Genomic DNA, 16,873 nt, shown 5'->3' with positions numbered 1-16,873 from the left:
GTGTGAAAAGTTACGCTAGTAGTTGAGCATATTTCGTTAAGAAAAATATGCTGCGTGAATATTAGCAAACGCTTTCCATAAGGTCACTCAAAATAACCGTACAGCAGTCTTAATTATAAAATCTGACGCATTCGCTCTTGAGTCACTTCAACCAGAAGGTCCGGTTGGAACTTAGAAATAAAGCGATTACACCCTACTTTCTCAACCATAGCTTCATTAAAACTTCCACTTAATGAAGTATTTAGCGTGATGAACAGGTCATGCATTCTTGGATCCGTACGCACTTCATGCGTCAGTTTATAGCCGTCCATTTCAGGCATTTCAGCATCGGTGATCATCAACAATATTTCTTGATTGATGTCTTTACCTTCATCACACCAGCCCTTAAGTAAGGTCAGTGCTTCTAAACCATCACAACATTCAATAATGTTCAAACCCAGTTGCGATAAGGTACCTTTAATCTGGTTACGCGCGGTTGAAGAGTCATCAACGATAAGTACATTACGTCCAACCATTTCATTGGCAAGTTGCTCATCTAAAACACCGTCAGAAATCGAAACATCATAATCAATGATTTCAGCGAGTACCTTTTCAACATCAATAATCTCAACGATTTTGTGCTGCTCTTCTTCTTGAATATGCGTGATAGCAGTCAGGTAATTGGCACGACCCGTTGTCTTTGGAGGCGGCTGAATTTCAGTCCACGTCGTATTCACGATATTACGCACTTGTCCAACCAAGAAACCTTGTACAGTTCGGTTGTATTCCGTGATGATCAAGTTATTTTCTTGAGTCTCATCTCGTGACGGTGGGAAGCCAATAGCGCTGCGCAAATCGATAACAGGCACCGATTCACCACGTAGAGACGCAACACCTGTAATATGATGGTGAGAGCCCGGCAAGCGAGTGAGTACTGGCACCTTTAGGACTTCTTTCACTTTAAATACGTTAATCGCAAATAGTTGACGACTGTTTAAGCTGAATAACAAGAGCTCCAGACGGTTTTCACCGACCAGTTTGGTTCTCTGATCAACCGAATTTAAAACGCCAGACATACAACACCTTAGTGACAAATAATAACTGTGGCTACAATAGCCTACTTCAATAGGTTAAAGCAAAGCGCCAATGCACAGAATGCTTAAACTAAGTACAACAAATGATGTTATACAAAGCTTAAGTACATGGAAAGGTTTCGGGTGAGGCTAAAAGACGAGTATAAGGAGTTAACCTTCAACAACTTTCATTAACAGTTGGCCATCATATAAGGCTTGTTTAACAAGCGCAGCACCAGGCATGGTTGCTTGTTTATAGAATCGAGATTCCACCAGCTCTAAATCTTGATGGTAAACCGATAAACTCTGCTCTTCGATACACTTTTGAATCGCAGGGTACAACACGCTTTTAGCCTGATTGATAACACCACCCACCAAGATTTTCTCAGGGTTGAAAAGGTTAATCACAATCGCAATCGCGGCACCTAAGTAACGACCTAACTGTTCAATAACTTCAACAGCCAATGGATCGCCATCAGCAGCGGCAGCACAGATCTGTTCGATAGTGACGTCTTCAAACACAGTTAATGATGATGCTTCACCATTAGCCAGTCGCTCTTTCACTTGATCACGGATCGCCTGAGAACTCGCGACTGTTTCTAAGCAGCCTCGGTTGCCACAATGACAAAGTTTGCCCTGCTTATCGATCTGGATATGCCCAAGTTCACCGATATTACCGTGGCGACCTTGTAGCACTCGGCCGTCGAGAATGATCCCAGCACCTACACCATGGTGAATAGAGATAAGAACAGAATTATCGTTGTCTTGTGAGTGACCAAACAGCTTCTCTGCTAATGCCCAAGCTCGGGTATCATTGGCAATAAAGACAGGCAGACCTGTTTCTTTGTAAATCTCAGGACCCAACGCTAAATTTTTAACGTTGTAGTGCGGCATCTGCAACACAATACCTTGCTCAGAATTCACAAGGCCCGGTAGCGTAACCGCAATGCTTGTTACCCTATCGAGTTGCTCAGCATAGGTTTGGAAAAATTCATCAATTTCATGTAGAAGACGCGCAAGCACATCATCTTGGTCACGTTCATGAATATCAATCTTGGTATCGATAAGCACGTCGCCGCCCAATTCATGGAGCGCGATCGTCAAGTATCCGCGACCAAGACGCATCGACAGAAACTGCCAACCTTCGTTATTGGTTTGCAGACCGACAGCAGGACGCCCACGAGTCGTGGCTTCTTGAACCGTCGTTTCGTGAATAAGGTGAGCTTCAATGAGTTCACGGGTAATTTTAGTAATACTCGCCGGAGCCAACTCACTTTGCTTGGACAGATCGATACGAGAAATAGGACCTTTAAGGTCAATTAGTTTATATACACGACCAGCATTGACCTGTTTGATATGATCAATATGGCCCGGTTGAGCCATGTACATTTTACGCTCCAGAAATCATCAACGAGTTAATTTTTTTACTTTGCGAAGTAATTGTGAAGTCACTTGGTATATCGCCGTGACCAGTATCACGTATATACATGAATCTTTGTGTATCGAGTCAAATAGTTCGAGGAAAATTAACACCAAAATCGATAAATTGAGACTTAATTTTCAGAATAAAACATCGTTATTGAGCCCTGAATTCAATAATTAGAGACAAATAATGAAATATCTCCCTAGCTCCCAATAAATAATCAATTAATGCATATACTTAATTCAGTCTTTTAAAAGATTACTTGGCCTCACTCTAGGAGTATTCATGACAGCCGAATTAAGAAAAACGAAAATCGTCACAACGCTAGGCCCTTCTACTGATAAAGGTAACGTGCTTGAAGAGATCATCAAAGCCGGTGCCAATGTCGTCCGTATGAACTTCTCTCACGGTACCAGCGACGACCATATACAACGCGCAGAAAACGTCAGAGCAATTGCAAAAAGACTTGGCACTCAAATCGCTATTCTCGGTGACTTACAAGGCCCCAAGATTCGAGTATCGACATTCAAAGATGGCAAAATCCAACTTGCTGTGGGTGACAAATTCACTCTCGACAGTAGCCTAGGTTTAGGTGTAGGCAACCAACAAGCAGTCGGTCTTGATTATAAAGAATTACCTAACGACGTTTCAGCTAACGACATCCTGTTACTCGACGATGGTCGTGTTCAGCTGAAAGTGACCGAAGTGGAAGGCTGTCGCGTTCATACAGAAGTCATCATTGGCGGCCCACTGTCAAATAACAAAGGCATCAATAAAAAAGGCGGTGGTCTTTCCGCAGAAGCGCTGACAGAAAAAGATAAGCGCGACATCGTCACCGCAGCCCAAATCAAAGTGGATTACCTCGCAGTGTCTTTCCCACGCAACGGCGCAGACATGCACTACGCTCGTCAGCTTGCACGAGAAGCGGGATTAGAAGCTCACCTTGTAGCAAAAGTAGAGCGAGCAGAGACGGTAGCCACTGTTGAGAACATGGATGACATCATAATGGCCTCAGATGTGGTCATGGTAGCTCGTGGTGACCTCGGAGTAGAGATTGGCGACCCTGAGTTGGTCGGAGTACAAAAACAGCTTATACGCCGTGCTAGAGCGCTTAACAGAACCGTAATCACCGCAACTCAGATGATGGAATCAATGATCTCAGCACCAATGCCAACCCGTGCCGAAGTGATGGACGTTGCCAACGCCGTACTGGACGGCACCGATGCAGTGATGCTTTCAGGTGAAACCGCCGCCGGTGATTACCCGGTTGAAACAGTCAAATCAATGGCCGAAGTCTGTATTGGCGCAGAGAAAATGGCAGGAATTAATAACCAATCTAATTACCGTATTGACCGTACTTTTGTTACCGCCGAAGAAACTGTCTCAATGGCAACCATCTACTCTGCAAACCATATGGAAGGCATTAAGGGCGTAGTCACTCTCACCGAGTCAGGCCGTACTGCATTGATGATGTCTCGTCTAAGTGCTGATATGCCTATCTATGCGCTGTCTCGTAACGAAGGAACGCTTAATCGCTGTACCTTGTACCGCGGTGTAACGCCTATCTACTTCGAGACTGAAGCCGAAGATAGCTTTGACATTGCCCTATCTACGCTCACTTGCCTAAAAGAGAAAGAGCATCTTAAGTTTGGCGATCTCGTGATCGTCACTCAAGGCGACATTATGGATGTGGCAGGATCAACCAACTGTATGAGAATCTTGCCTGTCACTTAATGTTTGAACGTAAAGCGAAACGATTAGCATAATTTCAAAGACAAAAAAGGGTTATCGAACCAAGTTCAATAACCCTTTTTTATTCCAGAATATTCTTTACTAATAACATGAACAATTAACGTCGTGACTAATCAACCTCAAGCATTACTTATCAGCAGCAATGGTTGCCAACTGTGGCATGTATGAACTGCGGGCATTTTCCGTAGAGGTATAAGTCTCTACAAATCGGTAACCCGCTTCTAAACCCATGTCGTAATCGTGCAGTAAATCGTCTTTATTACTCATTAATGAACTTGATTTCAGCGGCTTACTTGGGGCAATTTGCACGACAAACGCATCGTCTGGTGGGGAATTCAAAAAATCCTGAGTCAATGAGTAAGTTTGATAATGTACCATTAGCATATCAGCCAAACCGGAATCAAACTTATCACCAATTAAATGACTTAATCTATAGATGTCATCCGCCCCAAATAGCCATCGACCACCATTAAGTAAATCCAAATGTGATCTGTCGCGCTTCTGTTCTTTTGAACTGAGGATTTGTTGTTGAAAGAACGAGCTCCAATCGGTTTTCCACTGTTCCACTTTTTGCTGCCAATGACCTTGAACACTGTCAAAAGATTCCCGGAACCATTCCAGCTCTTCAGCTGATATTGGTTTGGGTGTTTTTAATCCCGTACTGTTAACTTGAACTCGAACCTCTTCCTCTAAAGGTGGCTCAGTTCTGATCACTACAATGGAACGGGCTTGTCTACGCCACGCTTCTTGAACCGGGATACAAGCGGATACACCACCATCAACATAAGCGTTATCGCCAATGAATATTTCATCGCTATACAAACGTGGAATGGCGCAAGTGGCAATCATCACCTTGTACCAGTCTTCACCAAGCAAAGGGAAATAATGATCTCGAAGATCTTTCGAAGCGGTGACCGCTGCAAAAAAATGTCTGTCACCCAGCGTTTGCCTACCGAGGTCAAGATCAAGCTTATATGGGTACGCCATGATTTGTTCTAACGCCCATTCTAATCCTAGGTTCTTTCTGTGTCGTATATAAGAAAAGAGATTAAAGAACTCTGGTGAAGTCGTGAGGTCGAGAACGAAAGAGCGGCCAAGGCCTTTATCGCGGCACAGATAAGCGCATAAGTTGAGAGCGCCCGCTGAGGTGCCAAAAAATTCATCGAAGGGGTCAAAATTAGAAAGAAGAAAGGCATCCAGCACTCCAGAAGTAAAAATACTTCTCTGTCCGCCACCTTGAGCGACCAGTGCTGTTTTCCCAGCAATAAACTTAGCGTAGTAATCCAAGTCTATTGCTGCATCAATATTGGTTATAATCCCACTATTCATGATTCCCTGAGTATAAAAACTCAGCCTCGCAATAGATGGTATTAGCTACCAATCGCAATAAAACCAAATGAAAGAATGATGGTATAGATGATCACTGTTATTTGTAGAGCATTTTTCAGATTATGGTCCATAGACACCTCTGGCTTATTATTAATTTGTCGAGTCTCTATATAAGTTCTATCAGGTGTGTGAAGTATCTTCAAGAATCGTCGAAATTAGTCGCACAATATTGATGTAACCATCACAATTAGTAAGTGTATGGATAAGGATATACTCATGAATAACAAAGCAAATATGATGGCACTGATTGCACTTTTCTCCGTTTCGAGCGTGTATGCTTCGCCGGAGATCATCATTACCCCGATGGTGGGTTATACCGGAGGCGGTAGTGTCGAAGACCAGGATGGTAAAACGTATGATATGAAAGGTTCGGAAAACTATACCTTTGCGATTGAAACGCCACTTGAAAAAGGACGCATCGGATTTTTCTATTCTAATCAAAGCTCTGAATTAGAAACGCTCAACCTAAGCTCTTCCATCCAATACCTTCACTTTCAAAGCAGCATCTACTACCCTGCTTCCTCTGTGTTGTCTGGCTATCTAGGGCTCGGTCTTGGGGCTTCTTACGTTGATGTAGACTGGGCAAAGGATAAATATGGATTCTCAACTTCTATCTTTGGTGGTTTAGAGTACAAACTTAGTGACCGCTTAGCGTTAAATACACAAGTACGTTGGCTAGGTACTGTGGTCGACAACGACACCTCCGGTGTTTGTAACGTACCGAGCAATGGCCAAGACTGCATCATCCGCTTTGATACTGACTGGATGAACCAATTCCAAGCCAATGTTGGATTGAGTTTTACCTTCTAGGTTGAGTCCCCATATTGGATCAATAAATCTTTAGATTAGAAGTATTCTAACGAAATGAAAAAACCAGCTTGATGCTGGCTTTTTCATTATAAAAACGGTTTTCAGTTCAACTTAGAACTTGTAGGTCACACCTAGTGCGCCGCCTACTTGTAACTCTACACCTTTGTACATGTCGAGCTCAGGGTGAACTTGTGCGTAAGCATTCCAACCTTCGTAGAAATTCACTTTCACGCCTAGCGGCACACGCAAACCAAAGTCGTCATTCCATTCAGCCCAAGCACCAGCACCTACATACCAGCTCAACGGAGCTTCAGTTTCAAACTGACCACGCTTAAAAATATAATCAAATGCAGCGCCATCATTGCCAATAGTTGCGCGATACTTCTGATCAAACTCCACAACGACACTTAGGTCTTGGTCGATGGCGAGTCCAACTTCCAAAGCTGGGGCTTCAGAAGCGTGAGCAAACGAGGCTCCGCTGCAGCACATAAGGCCGATCAAGTAACGATGTTTCATAATATTCTCAGACTGTGTTTAAAAAAGGGAGTTTACTAGAATCTCAGCGAAAGGTGTCATCGCTAGGTAAAAGATAAAAGACACGAAAAATTTGGGAACGACCATCAATTGATCGAGTTGAGCGGTAACTCTCTGAGTTGATGGGGATTAAACGCAGCAAGGTCTTTCATAGAGCAGAAAACAAAAAAGGAGGCCTCTCGGCCTCCTTTCAATTTATTGAATCAGTGAATTAACCGTTGTTACGGATCCACTCATCCATGTCTGTCTTAAGGTTGTCAGACTTAGTACCGAAGATAGCTTGTACGCCACCAGCAACTACAACAACACCAGCTGCGCCTAGTTTCTTCAGTTTGTCTTGGTCAACAGCTTCTGTATCAGCTACTGCAACACGTAGACGAGTAATACAAGCGTCAAGACCAGTGATGTTCGCTTTGCCACCGAATGCAGCAACTAACTCACCAGCAAGCTCAGTACCAGTTGCAACGATGTCGTCTTCTGACTCGTCTTCGCGACCTGGAGTTTTAAGGTCAAGTGCTTTAATCACAGTGCGGAATACAATGTAGTAAATTGCAGCGTAACCAATACCACATACAACCATTAGGCCCATCTTAGACGCGTTGCCAGATAGAACTAGGAAGTCGATTAGACCGTGTGAGAAAGATGTACCGTGTACAAAACCTAGAGTGTTCGCAAGAACGTATGCAGAACCAGCTAGTAGAGCGTGGATTGCGTACAGTACTGGAGCAACGAATAGGAATGAGAATTCGATTGGTTCAGTGATACCCGTTAGGAATGAAGTCAACGCAGCAGAAGCCATGATGCCCATTACTTTAGCGCGGTTTTCAGGCTTAGCTGAGTGTGCAATTGCGATTGCAGCAGCAGGTAGACCGAACATCTTGAACATGTAACCACCAGCTAGCTGACCGAAGCCATTGCCCGCTGCACGAGATGCGTCATCAGCAACTAGGTAACAAGTAAGAACACCGTTTTGAGTTTCGCCAGCAGCGTTTACACAAGTACCAGCTTCAAAGAAGAAAGGTACGTTCCAAACGTGATGAAGACCAAATGGAATTAGAGAACGCTCAACGATACCGTAGATACCAAACGCCACTTGTGGGTTTTGGTGAGCAGCCCAATCAGAGAACGCAGAGATAGCGCCGCCAACTGGTGGCCATACTACAGATAGTAGGATTGCTAGACCAATCGCAGAGAAACCTGTGATGATTGGCACGGCACGCTTACCAGCGAAGAAGCCTAGGTACTCTGGTAGTTGAATACGGAAGAAACGGTTGAATGCCCAAGCAGCAACACCACCGACTAGGATACCACCTAGTACACCAGTATCGATTTTATCAACGCCCATTACACCAGCCATTACGCCAAGTGTAGCAGTCATGATGCCGTAACCAACGATAGCAGCTAGACCAGCTACACCGTCGTTATTAGTAAAGCCAAGTGCTACACCTACTGCGAACAGTAGTGCCATTTGACCGAATACTGAACCACCCGCTTGTTCCATTAAGTTTGAAACAATTTCTGGAATGAAAGGAAGGTCTGCTGCACCGACACCTAGCAAAATACCCGCAACTGGTAAAACTGATACTGGTAGCATCAGAGACTTACCAACTTTCTGCAGGTTAGCAAAAAGGTTCTTAAACATGTTTATGCTCCTGATAAAGATAAAATAATTATATGGGTTCTAACGGCACACCCCCGTAGCCTATATGTTAGCACCCAGTGAAAATGTAACCATGTATTGCATTATATTTTCTGCCGCTAAATATATATTGATGCGGAACTAACTTTCTAGTCACTTACGAAATTTAGTTTCAAAACACGTCTTGGATCACATGTCAAATCTAGAAATGCAATGCTTTACAAGCAATTAAAGTATTGAAATATATGTGTATTTTTTGATGAGTGTATTATTTTACTGGGTAAATAAAATAGGAGCTAATGTTATTTTTAGTAACAAAATTACAAATGATGTAAATAGTGCTCTCAAGTTCAACATAATTAGTAAACATTAAAAAAAAACGTACTTTTGGTGATCAAAAACACAAAAAGGGAGCTTTCGCTCCCTTTTATTTGTTTAGTTAGTTTTTTATCGCAAAAAAAGTTTTCGGTAATTTTTGGTTGTTTGTTCAGCAACCTCTTTCATTGACAGCCCTTTCAACTGCGCGATATAAGCCGCCACTTCGACCACATATGCAGGCTGATTCTGTTTACCTCGATATGGAATCGGAGCCAAGTATGGCGAATCCGTCTCGATCAGCAACCTATCTAGCGGTAAGTTTTTCACAACGTCTTTAAGTTCTGTGGCTTGTTTAAAGGTCACAATACCTGAGATCGAGATATAAAAACCTAATTCCATTGCCGCTTCAGCGAATGCTTGATCTTCAGTAAAGCAATGAATCACACCACCGCACTTCTCTGCTCCACCATCGCGTAAAATAGCTAACGTATCTTCACGCGCGTTACGCGTGTGGATGATCAAAGGTTTATTAAGCTCAACAGCCAACTCAACGTGCTGCTTGAACCTAAGCTGTTGCAGTTCTGCCGTCTCTGGCTGGTAGTGATAATCTAAGCCTGTCTCACCTATCGCCACAACCTTTGGATTGCTCGCAAACTCACGCATTCTTTCCAGACAGAAATCGCTCTCTACATCGAGAGGGTGAACGCCACAAGAAGCTTTAACATTATCAAACGGCGAGATCATCTCAAGCATGTTTTCAAACGAGTCTAATGTCACACCGACAGAAAGCAGTTGGTCTACGTTTGCTGCCTTCGCCTTATTAACCACGTCTTCTACACTGGTGTGTAAATCTTGGTAATCCAGTTTGTCTAAATGACAGTGGGAATCTACGAACATGTTTCCTCGCAAGTGGCAATCAGCCAGTTCATTATGAGTAGCTCCGTATTGAGCCCGGGGTGTTGCTTTAACTGCTCAATCAATATCAACAGTTTATTCGATGCTGCGTAAGCACTTTGATAAGACATTACCTCAACCAAAGCTTTCGCACTCGGAGTCATCGCCTGATTCGCTAAACCAAAATGCAGCTTTTGCACGTCAGACAGTAAGTGCCATAGCCAGCCTAGTTGAACCAAAGGGTCTTTACTAAGCTCTGTGGAAAACTTCAGCATGTCAGGTTGAGTGCCTTTGATAACATTGACAAAACCATCGAGCACTTTTGTTGAGGCTTCAACACCGCCTTGCTCAAACATGGCTTTCGCTTTCAAAGGCGCGTTGTCATTGAGCGTTAGAATATACTGCGGAACCGCTTTACCTACTTCCCCATCTAGCCAAGTCGATCCAGTATCCAACTGTGGGCTAACCACATTGAATTGCTGACAGCGGCTAATAATAGTCGGCATTAAGCGATTACTGTTACGAGTAGAAAGAATGAAGATACACTTACTTGATGGCTCTTCTAGAGTTTTCAGCAGTGCATTGGAAGCCGATTCGTTCATCGCCTCTGCAGGGTTAAGCAAGATAACGCGCAAACCACCTAACTGGGACGATTGTTGAGCCCAGCGGTTACTCGCACGTACTTGGTCAACGGTAATCGATTTACCTTCTTTCTCAGGTTCAATCACATGGAAATCCGGATGACTCCCCGACTTCATCAATTCACAACTGTGGCAAAATCCACACGACTCGCTTTCGTAATTAGTACACATCAATGCATCGGTAAGTTGGCTAATCAGCGCATCAACGCCAAGCCCTTCCGGCGCATTAACAATCACAGAGTTAGGAAAACGCTCTGCATCGAGACTTTTTTTCCACTCACTCCATACCGGTGTGAGCCAAGAATAAACTTCAGCCATGACTACCTACTGTTTATTGAGCCAAGCACTGAGCGCGACTTTAATATCAGCGGCTACTTGCTCAATTTCTTGCTGTGCATTAACCACAAGAACCGTTTCGTCTTGTTCTGCAATCTCAAGGTAACGTTCACGTGTACGATCGAAGAATGAGATATCCATCTTTTCGATTCTATCGAGCTCACCACGGCCTCTAGCGCGTTCAAGCCCTACTCTTGGATCAAGATCCAAGTATAGGGTTAGATCTGGCTTAAAACCGCCTAGCGTGGTTTCTTTCAGTGATTCCATCGTAGTGCGTGCGATCTGACGACCACCACCTTGATAAGCTTGAGATGACATATCATGACGATCACCCAACACCCATTTACCGCTGTCTAATGCAGGCTTGATGACGTTCTCGACTAATTGAACACGTGCCGCGTACATCAGCAATAGTTCGGTCATATCTTGAAGCTTCTCACCTTCGTGCTCTTCTTTAACCAATGAACGCATCTTTTCAGCTAAGACAGTGCCACCCGGCTCACGAGTATTGACGATATCTTCAACACCCGATGCTTTTAATGTCTCAACGATGGCATTGATTGCTGTACTTTTGCCAGCACCTTCAAGGCCTTCAACTACGATAAATTTCGACTGATTCATAATTATTTCTTTATTTGTTTTTTCTTAATTGCTTTAAGTAAGCTCGTACTGCACGGTTATGCTCAGTCAAACTCTTTGAAAATACGTGACCGCCGGTTCCACTCGCAACGAAATACAGGTAGTTGCTCTTCTCTGGATTCAGCGCAGCATTGATAGACGCTTTGCCCGCCATTGCAATAGGCGTCGGTGGTAAACCACTCATTGTATAAGTGTTGTATGGCGTTGGAGTACGTAAGTCTTTTTTACGTATATTGCCTTTGTAACTGTCGCCCATGCCGTAGATAACCGTTGGGTCAGTTTGCAGACGCATACGCTTGTTCAAGCGATTAACGAACACAGAAGACACACGTTCACGCTCTGACGCTACTGCAGTCTCTTTCTCAATGATAGACGCAAGAATTAGCGCTTCATATGGCGATTTAAGAGGCAGTTTATCGGCTCTATTTTCCCACTCATCATTGACCACGTTCATCAGATCTCGGTGGGCACGTTTCAACAAATCTAAATCCGTTGTGCCATAGGTGTAGTGGTATGTTTCCGCTAAGAAAAGACCTTCTAGCTTTTCATTTTCGATACCAAGCTTTTGTGCGATCTCTTTTTCAGAGACATCATTCAACGTCTGCTGAATGAATTCGTTGTCTTTTAGCTGAACAAGCCACTCGTCAAAACGACTGCCTTCTACGAAGGTAATGGTAAATTGGTGCTCCTTCCCTTCTACAAGCACTTGTAGCGCCTGCTCTAGGGTTAAACCGGGTTCAAGCAGGAATGTACCCGCTTTTACGTCTACAAGCTCAGGATGTAACTTACGAATTAATTTCTCGTAAGGAGAAGCCTCAAAAAGCCCCTCGTTAATCAACTGTGCTAGAACACGGTTAAAGCTGCTACCAGAAGCAACGGTAACCACCTGCGGTTTTTCTAATTGAATAACTTGTTTCAGGTTATCTTGCGCTTGGTTGTAAACATAAAAACCAGCAGCAGCGGCTGCGATTAAGCACAAGGTAATAAAAATAAATAACTTTTTGATCACGAGTTTAGTTGTCCTTGAAGGCTACGAGTAACGGTTCCAATGTTGAATTGGGTATCACTAATACGGGTAACTGGGGCAACCCCTAAGATGGAGTTGGTCATGAAAATCTCATCAGCTTGCATGAGTTGAGATAAGCAGTAGTCACTAATTGTAACGGAAAGTTCAGCTTGATTCAGCGCGGTTAACACTTGCTTACGCATAACCCCCGCCACACCACTTTGCGTGAGTTGAGGTGTATATATCATCTGACCTTTTCGCCAAAACAGATTGGCCATGGTGGTTTCAATCACATTGCCCGAGATATCAAGAACTACACCATCAGCTTCATCGGCCTGATCCATTTCATCTTTCATCAAGATCTGCTCAAGGCGATTATTGTGCTTATGGCCTGCGAGCAGTGGGCTCAAACCTAGTGCTTGTTGGCAGATACCGAGTTCTACACCAGAGCCTTGCCATGCTGAATAATGACTAGGGAAATCAAATGTACTGATGGTTATCGTTGGCTTGGCGATATTCTTGGTACTGTAGCCACGACCGCCAGCTCCACGGCTAACGTGTAGCTTTATCCCAGCTTTTTGATTATGAGGCTTGTTTGTATCATGGAGGATCTTTGAACCATAAAGGCTCTTTGTTCCATGAAGATCGTTATCTTGGATATGTTGAAGTGCATTATCGATCCAAAGGCGAACCACATCCCAATCAAGAGCAGAAATGCGTAGCGCTTTAAGGCATTCGTCGACACGGTGCTGATGATCGTGAAAATGTTGTATCTCACCATCACTCACGAGCATTGTCGTGAAACAGCCGTCTCCGTATTGAAACGAACGATCCAAGATATCGACAGTTTGCTGGCTTTCTCCATCAACCCAAAACATGTTTTTCCCCATAAAAAGAAACGGCTCAATGCTAAAGCATCAAGCCGTTTAAAAACAAGTCTAATTATGACTATCTACGAATGTTTACATCTTTAATAAGATGATTAAATCTTTTTGAAGATCAAACAGCCGTTTGTACCACCGAAACCGAATGAGTTACATGCAGCATATTCCATACCGCTAACTTTACGCGCAGTGTGGGGTACTAAGTCAATATCTAAGCCTTCTTCAGGATCATCCAAATTGATTGTTGGTGGAACAATTTGATCAATTAGAGACATCGCTGTGATGATCGCTTCAGCAGAACCTGCAGCACCTAGAAGGTGGCCTGTCATTGATTTCGTAGAAGAAACCAAGACTTGCTTGCTGCCTGCTTCGCCAAGAGCACGCTTGATGCCCTTAACTTCCGCTACGTCACCTGCAGGAGTCGAAGTACCGTGTGCATTAACATAACCGATTTGTTCACCAGTAATGCCAGCATCACGCATAGCCGCTTCCATTGCTAGTGCACCACCAGAGCCATCTTCACTTGGAGATGTCATGTGGTAAGCGTCACCCGACATACCGAAGCCGACTAGCTCACAGTAAATCTTAGCGCCACGAGCTTTAGCATGTTCATACTCTTCAAGAACCATCATGCCTGCACCGTCACCAAGAACGAAGCCGTCACGGCCTTTGTCCCATGGACGAGAAGCTTTTTGAGGCTCATCGTTACGAGTAGACAGTGCTTTAGCCGCACCAAAACCGCCCATACCTAGTGGTGTCGATGCTTTTTCAGCACCGCCCGCTAGCATTGCGTCAGCATCGCCGTATGCAATCATACGAGCCGCGTGGCCAATGTTATGTAGGCCAGTCGTACATGCTGTAGAGATCGCGATGTTTGGACCGCGTAGGCCACGCATGATAGACATGTGACCCGCAATCATATTCACGATCGTCGACGGTACGAAGAACGGGCTGATTTTACGAGGGCCTTTTTCAGTTAGAGCCTTGTGACCGGCTTCGATCAAACCAAGACCACCAATACCAGAACCGATAGCAACGCCTACACGAGGAGCGTTTTCTTCAGTAATAGTTAGGGCTGAATCATCTAAAGCTTGAATACCTGCTGCGACGCCGTACTGGATGAACAAGTCCATCTTACGAGCATCTTTTTTAGTCATATACTCTTCGCAGTTAAAGTCTTTAACTAGACCTGCAAAACGAGTTGAGAAATTGGTTGCATCAAAATGATCGATATTAACGATACCACTTTGACCAGCTAGCAGGGCTTTCCAAGAAGATTCTACAGTGTTGCCTACCGGCGACAACATACCCATGCCAGTGACAACTACACGACGCTTGGACACGATATTACACTCCGGGGATTGAGGTGATTTAAGATGAGGATAGATGAGTTAGATAAAACACAGGCGGTCAAGGTGACCGCCTGGGAGAGATTATTACTGAGCGCTAGTTACGTAATCGATAGCAGCTTGAACAGTAGTAATTTTCTCAGCTTCGTCATCTGGGATTTCAGTGTCGAATTCTTCTTCTAGAGCCATTACTAGCTCAACTGTGTCTAGAGAATCTGCACCTAGGTCATCAACGAAAGAAGCTTCGTTTTTAACTTCAGCTTCGTCTACACCTAGCTGTTCAACAATGATTTTCTTTACGCGTTCTTCGAGGTTGCTCATTTTTTCTTTTCCTTTACAGAGTTCGCTTTATGCGATGTTTTCCGTAGTTTATTCAATCTATTGAAAGTTGCAAGGTCAACTTTTCTGGTCAAACCACAATTTTCACGATTTTAACCGAAATTACGTATGATCTTGACTTAAATCATGCACAAATGTTGCACATAATTTACACCATGTACATACCGCCATTGACGTGAAGTGTTTCACCTGTGATATAAGCTGCCGCAGGTGACGCCAAAAATACCACAGCTTCAGCGATTTCGCGAGGGTCACCTAGTCGACCTGCTGGTACATTCGCCAAAGTTGCTGCACGTTGGTCATCATTTAGCGCTTTAGTCATGTCTGTTTCGATGAAACCTGGCGCTACAGTGTTCACTGTAATACCACGAGACGCAACTTCACGAGCCATTGATTTAGTGAAACCAATCACACCAGCTTTTGCTGCTGCGTAGTTAGCTTGACCAGCGTTACCCATAGTACCTACTACAGAACCAACGTTTACGATACGGCCTTGACGCTTCTTCATCATGCCACGCAATACAGCTTTAGACATGCGGAAGATAGGCGTTAGGTTAGTATCAATGATGTCATTCCATTCATCGTCTTTCATACGCATAAGAAGGTTATCACGAGTGATACCTGCGTTGTTCACCAGAATGTCAATCGCACCGAATTCATCGTTGATGGTTTTCAGTGTAGCAGCAATTGAGTCAACATCAGTGACATTAAGAGCAAGACCTTTACCGTTCTCACCAAGGTACTCGCTGATTGCAGCAGCGCCGCCTTCAGACGTAGCAGTACCGATAACTTTAGCACCACGCTCAACTAAAAGCTCAGCGATTGCACGACCGATGCCACGGCTTGCGCCTGTAACTAGTGCAACTTTGCCTTCTAAATTCATCATAACTTCTCTATTAATTGGTTATTTACTTAGCAGCGTCTAGTGATGCAGTGTCATTAACTGCAGCAGCTGTCATAGTTTTAACAATACGTTTTGTTAGACCAGTAAGAACCTTGCCTGGGCCTAATTCTAGTAGCTTTTCAACGCCTTGCTCATTCATCGCTTGTACACCTTCAGTCCAACGAACCGGGCTGTATAGCTGACGAACAAGTGCGCTTTTGATTTTTGCAGGGTCTGTTTCAGCAATAACATCGACGTTATTGATAACAGGCAGTGCCGGTGCGTTGAACTCTAGAGCTTCTAGAGCAACCGCTAGCTTGTCTGCTGCAGGCTTCATAAGGGCACAGTGAGACGGCACAGATACAGGTAAAGGAAGAGCACGTTTAGCGCCTGCTTCTTTACATAGTGCACCAGCTCGCTCTACTGCCGCTTTGTTACCCGCGATAACAACTTGGCCAGGTGAATTGAAGTTAACTGGAGACACAACTTCGTCTTGCGCCGCTTCTTCACACGCTTTAGCAATCGCTTCATCATCTAGACCGATGATTGCGTACATTGCACCAACGCCCGCAGGAACCGCTTCTTGCATCAGTTGACCACGTAGCTCAACTAGCTTGATCGCTTCTTTAAAGTCGATAACACCCGCACACACTAGTGCAGAGTATTCGCCTAGGCTGTGGCCTGCTAGGTTTTCAGGTTGCTCTAGACCAAGCTCTTGCCATACACGCCAGATTGCAACAGACGCAGTAAGTAGAGCTGGTTGAGTACGGAAAGTTTCATTTAGATTTTCTACTGGACCATCTTGAACCAATGCCCATAGATCGTAACCAAGTGCTTCTGAAGCTTCAGCAAATGTCTTTTTAACAACATCATACTGTTCGCCTAGGTCAGCAAGCATACCGATAGCTTGAGAGCCTTGGCCTGGGAATACGATAGCAAATTTGCTCATTGTAATTTTCCTTTAAGCAAAGCAAAAAATTGAATA

At 44.1% G+C, this 16,873-nt stretch carries 17 protein-coding genes; 2 read left to right on the top strand and 15 right to left on the bottom strand.

The genetic code is table 11. The features are described from left to right. Nucleotides 1-113: 113 nt before the first annotated feature. Together L3V35_RS14005 and L3V35_RS14000 are read right to left on the bottom strand one after the other, a co-directional pair. Complete coding sequence (locus L3V35_RS14005) at nt 114-1,055, bottom strand: chemotaxis protein CheV (RefSeq protein WP_004736572.1); 942 nt, start codon at nt 1,053-1,055, stop codon at nt 114-116. Between the two features lie 168 nt (nt 1,056-1,223). Continuing rightward, nucleotides 1,224-2,441, bottom strand: coding sequence for an ROK family protein (locus tag L3V35_RS14000; protein WP_017084008.1), 1,218 nt, complete (start codon nt 2,439-2,441; stop codon nt 1,224-1,226). Nucleotides 2,442-2,760: 319 nt separating this feature from the next. On the opposite strand from L3V35_RS14000, the gene pyk reads away from it, so the two are divergent. Then, entirely contained in the window at nt 2,761-4,209 is a 1,449-nt protein-coding gene (gene pyk / locus L3V35_RS13995; RefSeq protein WP_017085832.1) for a pyruvate kinase, read from the top strand. 144 nt (nt 4,210-4,353) lie between these two features. Here pyk and L3V35_RS13990 read toward each other — a convergent pair whose 3' ends face one another. Beyond that, nucleotides 4,354-5,556 (bottom strand): DUF6363 domain-containing protein, encoded by a 1,203-nt coding sequence (locus L3V35_RS13990; protein WP_054547261.1) that lies wholly within the window; start codon nt 5,554-5,556, stop codon nt 4,354-4,356. A gap of 41 nt (nt 5,557-5,597) precedes the next feature. Continuing rightward, complete coding sequence (locus L3V35_RS13985) at nt 5,598-5,687, bottom strand: YnhF family membrane protein (protein ID WP_102466665.1); 90 nt, start codon at nt 5,685-5,687, stop codon at nt 5,598-5,600. 145 nt (nt 5,688-5,832) lie between these two features. On the opposite strand from L3V35_RS13985, the gene L3V35_RS13980 reads away from it, so the two are divergent. Next, a complete protein-coding gene (locus tag L3V35_RS13980; protein WP_237290269.1) occupies nt 5,833-6,426 on the top strand; it encodes a porin family protein in 594 nt (197 codons plus the stop codon). Between the two features lie 111 nt (nt 6,427-6,537). On the opposite strand, the gene L3V35_RS13975 is transcribed toward L3V35_RS13980, so the two are convergent. The 11 genes from L3V35_RS13975 to fabD all read right to left on the bottom strand — a co-directional run bounded on the left by L3V35_RS13975 (nt 6,538) and on the right by fabD (nt 16,837). After that, on the bottom strand, nt 6,538-6,942 hold the full coding sequence (locus L3V35_RS13975; RefSeq protein WP_065204928.1) for a hypothetical protein: 405 nt from the start codon (nt 6,940-6,942) through the stop codon (nt 6,538-6,540). A gap of 229 nt (nt 6,943-7,171) precedes the next feature. Then, entirely contained in the window at nt 7,172-8,602 is a 1,431-nt protein-coding gene (gene ptsG / locus L3V35_RS13970) for a PTS glucose transporter subunit IIBC (protein WP_004736562.1), read from the bottom strand. A gap of 444 nt (nt 8,603-9,046) precedes the next feature. After that, the gene (locus L3V35_RS13965; protein WP_171310777.1) at nt 9,047-9,814 is read right to left on the bottom strand and encodes a YchF/TatD family DNA exonuclease; all 768 of its coding nucleotides are present in this window, start codon (nt 9,812-9,814) and stop codon (nt 9,047-9,049) included. After that, entirely contained in the window at nt 9,805-10,770 is a 966-nt protein-coding gene (locus tag L3V35_RS13960; protein ID WP_237300095.1) for a DNA polymerase III subunit delta', read from the bottom strand. Before L3V35_RS13960 ends, L3V35_RS13965 begins: the two co-directional genes overlap by 10 nt. Nucleotides 10,771-10,776: 6 nt before the next feature. Then, nucleotides 10,777-11,409 carry a dTMP kinase gene (gene tmk, locus L3V35_RS13955; RefSeq protein ID WP_054547257.1) on the bottom strand — a complete coding sequence of 211 codons (633 nt, stop codon included), beginning with the start codon at nt 11,407-11,409 and terminating at the stop codon, nt 10,777-10,779. A gap of 10 nt (nt 11,410-11,419) precedes the next feature. Continuing rightward, the gene (gene mltG / locus L3V35_RS13950; RefSeq protein WP_017078128.1) at nt 11,420-12,436 is read right to left on the bottom strand and encodes an endolytic transglycosylase MltG; all 1,017 of its coding nucleotides are present in this window, start codon (nt 12,434-12,436) and stop codon (nt 11,420-11,422) included. Further along, entirely contained in the window at nt 12,433-13,311 is an 879-nt protein-coding gene (gene pabC, locus L3V35_RS13945; RefSeq protein ID WP_237300093.1) for an aminodeoxychorismate lyase, read from the bottom strand. The genes mltG and pabC overlap by 4 nt, the downstream gene beginning before the upstream one ends. 104 nt (nt 13,312-13,415) lie before the next feature. Further along, nucleotides 13,416-14,660 carry a beta-ketoacyl-ACP synthase II gene (fabF, locus tag L3V35_RS13940; protein WP_004736554.1) on the bottom strand — a complete coding sequence of 415 codons (1,245 nt, stop codon included), beginning with the start codon at nt 14,658-14,660 and terminating at the stop codon, nt 13,416-13,418. A 93-nt stretch (nt 14,661-14,753) separates the two neighbouring features. Next, nucleotides 14,754-14,987: an acyl carrier protein gene (acpP, locus tag L3V35_RS13935; RefSeq protein WP_012603569.1), complete on the bottom strand. Its 234-nt coding sequence runs from the start codon at nt 14,985-14,987 to the stop codon at nt 14,754-14,756. 166 nt (nt 14,988-15,153) lie between these two features. Continuing rightward, on the bottom strand, nt 15,154-15,888 hold the full coding sequence (gene fabG, locus L3V35_RS13930) for a 3-oxoacyl-ACP reductase FabG (protein WP_010437280.1): 735 nt from the start codon (nt 15,886-15,888) through the stop codon (nt 15,154-15,156). A gap of 25 nt (nt 15,889-15,913) precedes the next feature. Further along, nucleotides 15,914-16,837 (bottom strand): ACP S-malonyltransferase, encoded by a 924-nt coding sequence (fabD, locus tag L3V35_RS13925; RefSeq protein ID WP_171310773.1) that lies wholly within the window; start codon nt 16,835-16,837, stop codon nt 15,914-15,916. Nucleotides 16,838-16,873: the final 36 nt, after the last annotated feature.

The organism is Vibrio sp. L5-1 (genome assembly GCF_021728315.1).
GTDB lineage: Bacteria > Pseudomonadota > Gammaproteobacteria > Enterobacterales > Vibrionaceae > Vibrio > Vibrio splendidus_K.
Note: the sequence above shows the minus strand (reverse complement) of the source record. Positions and strands in the feature narration are given on the sequence as shown.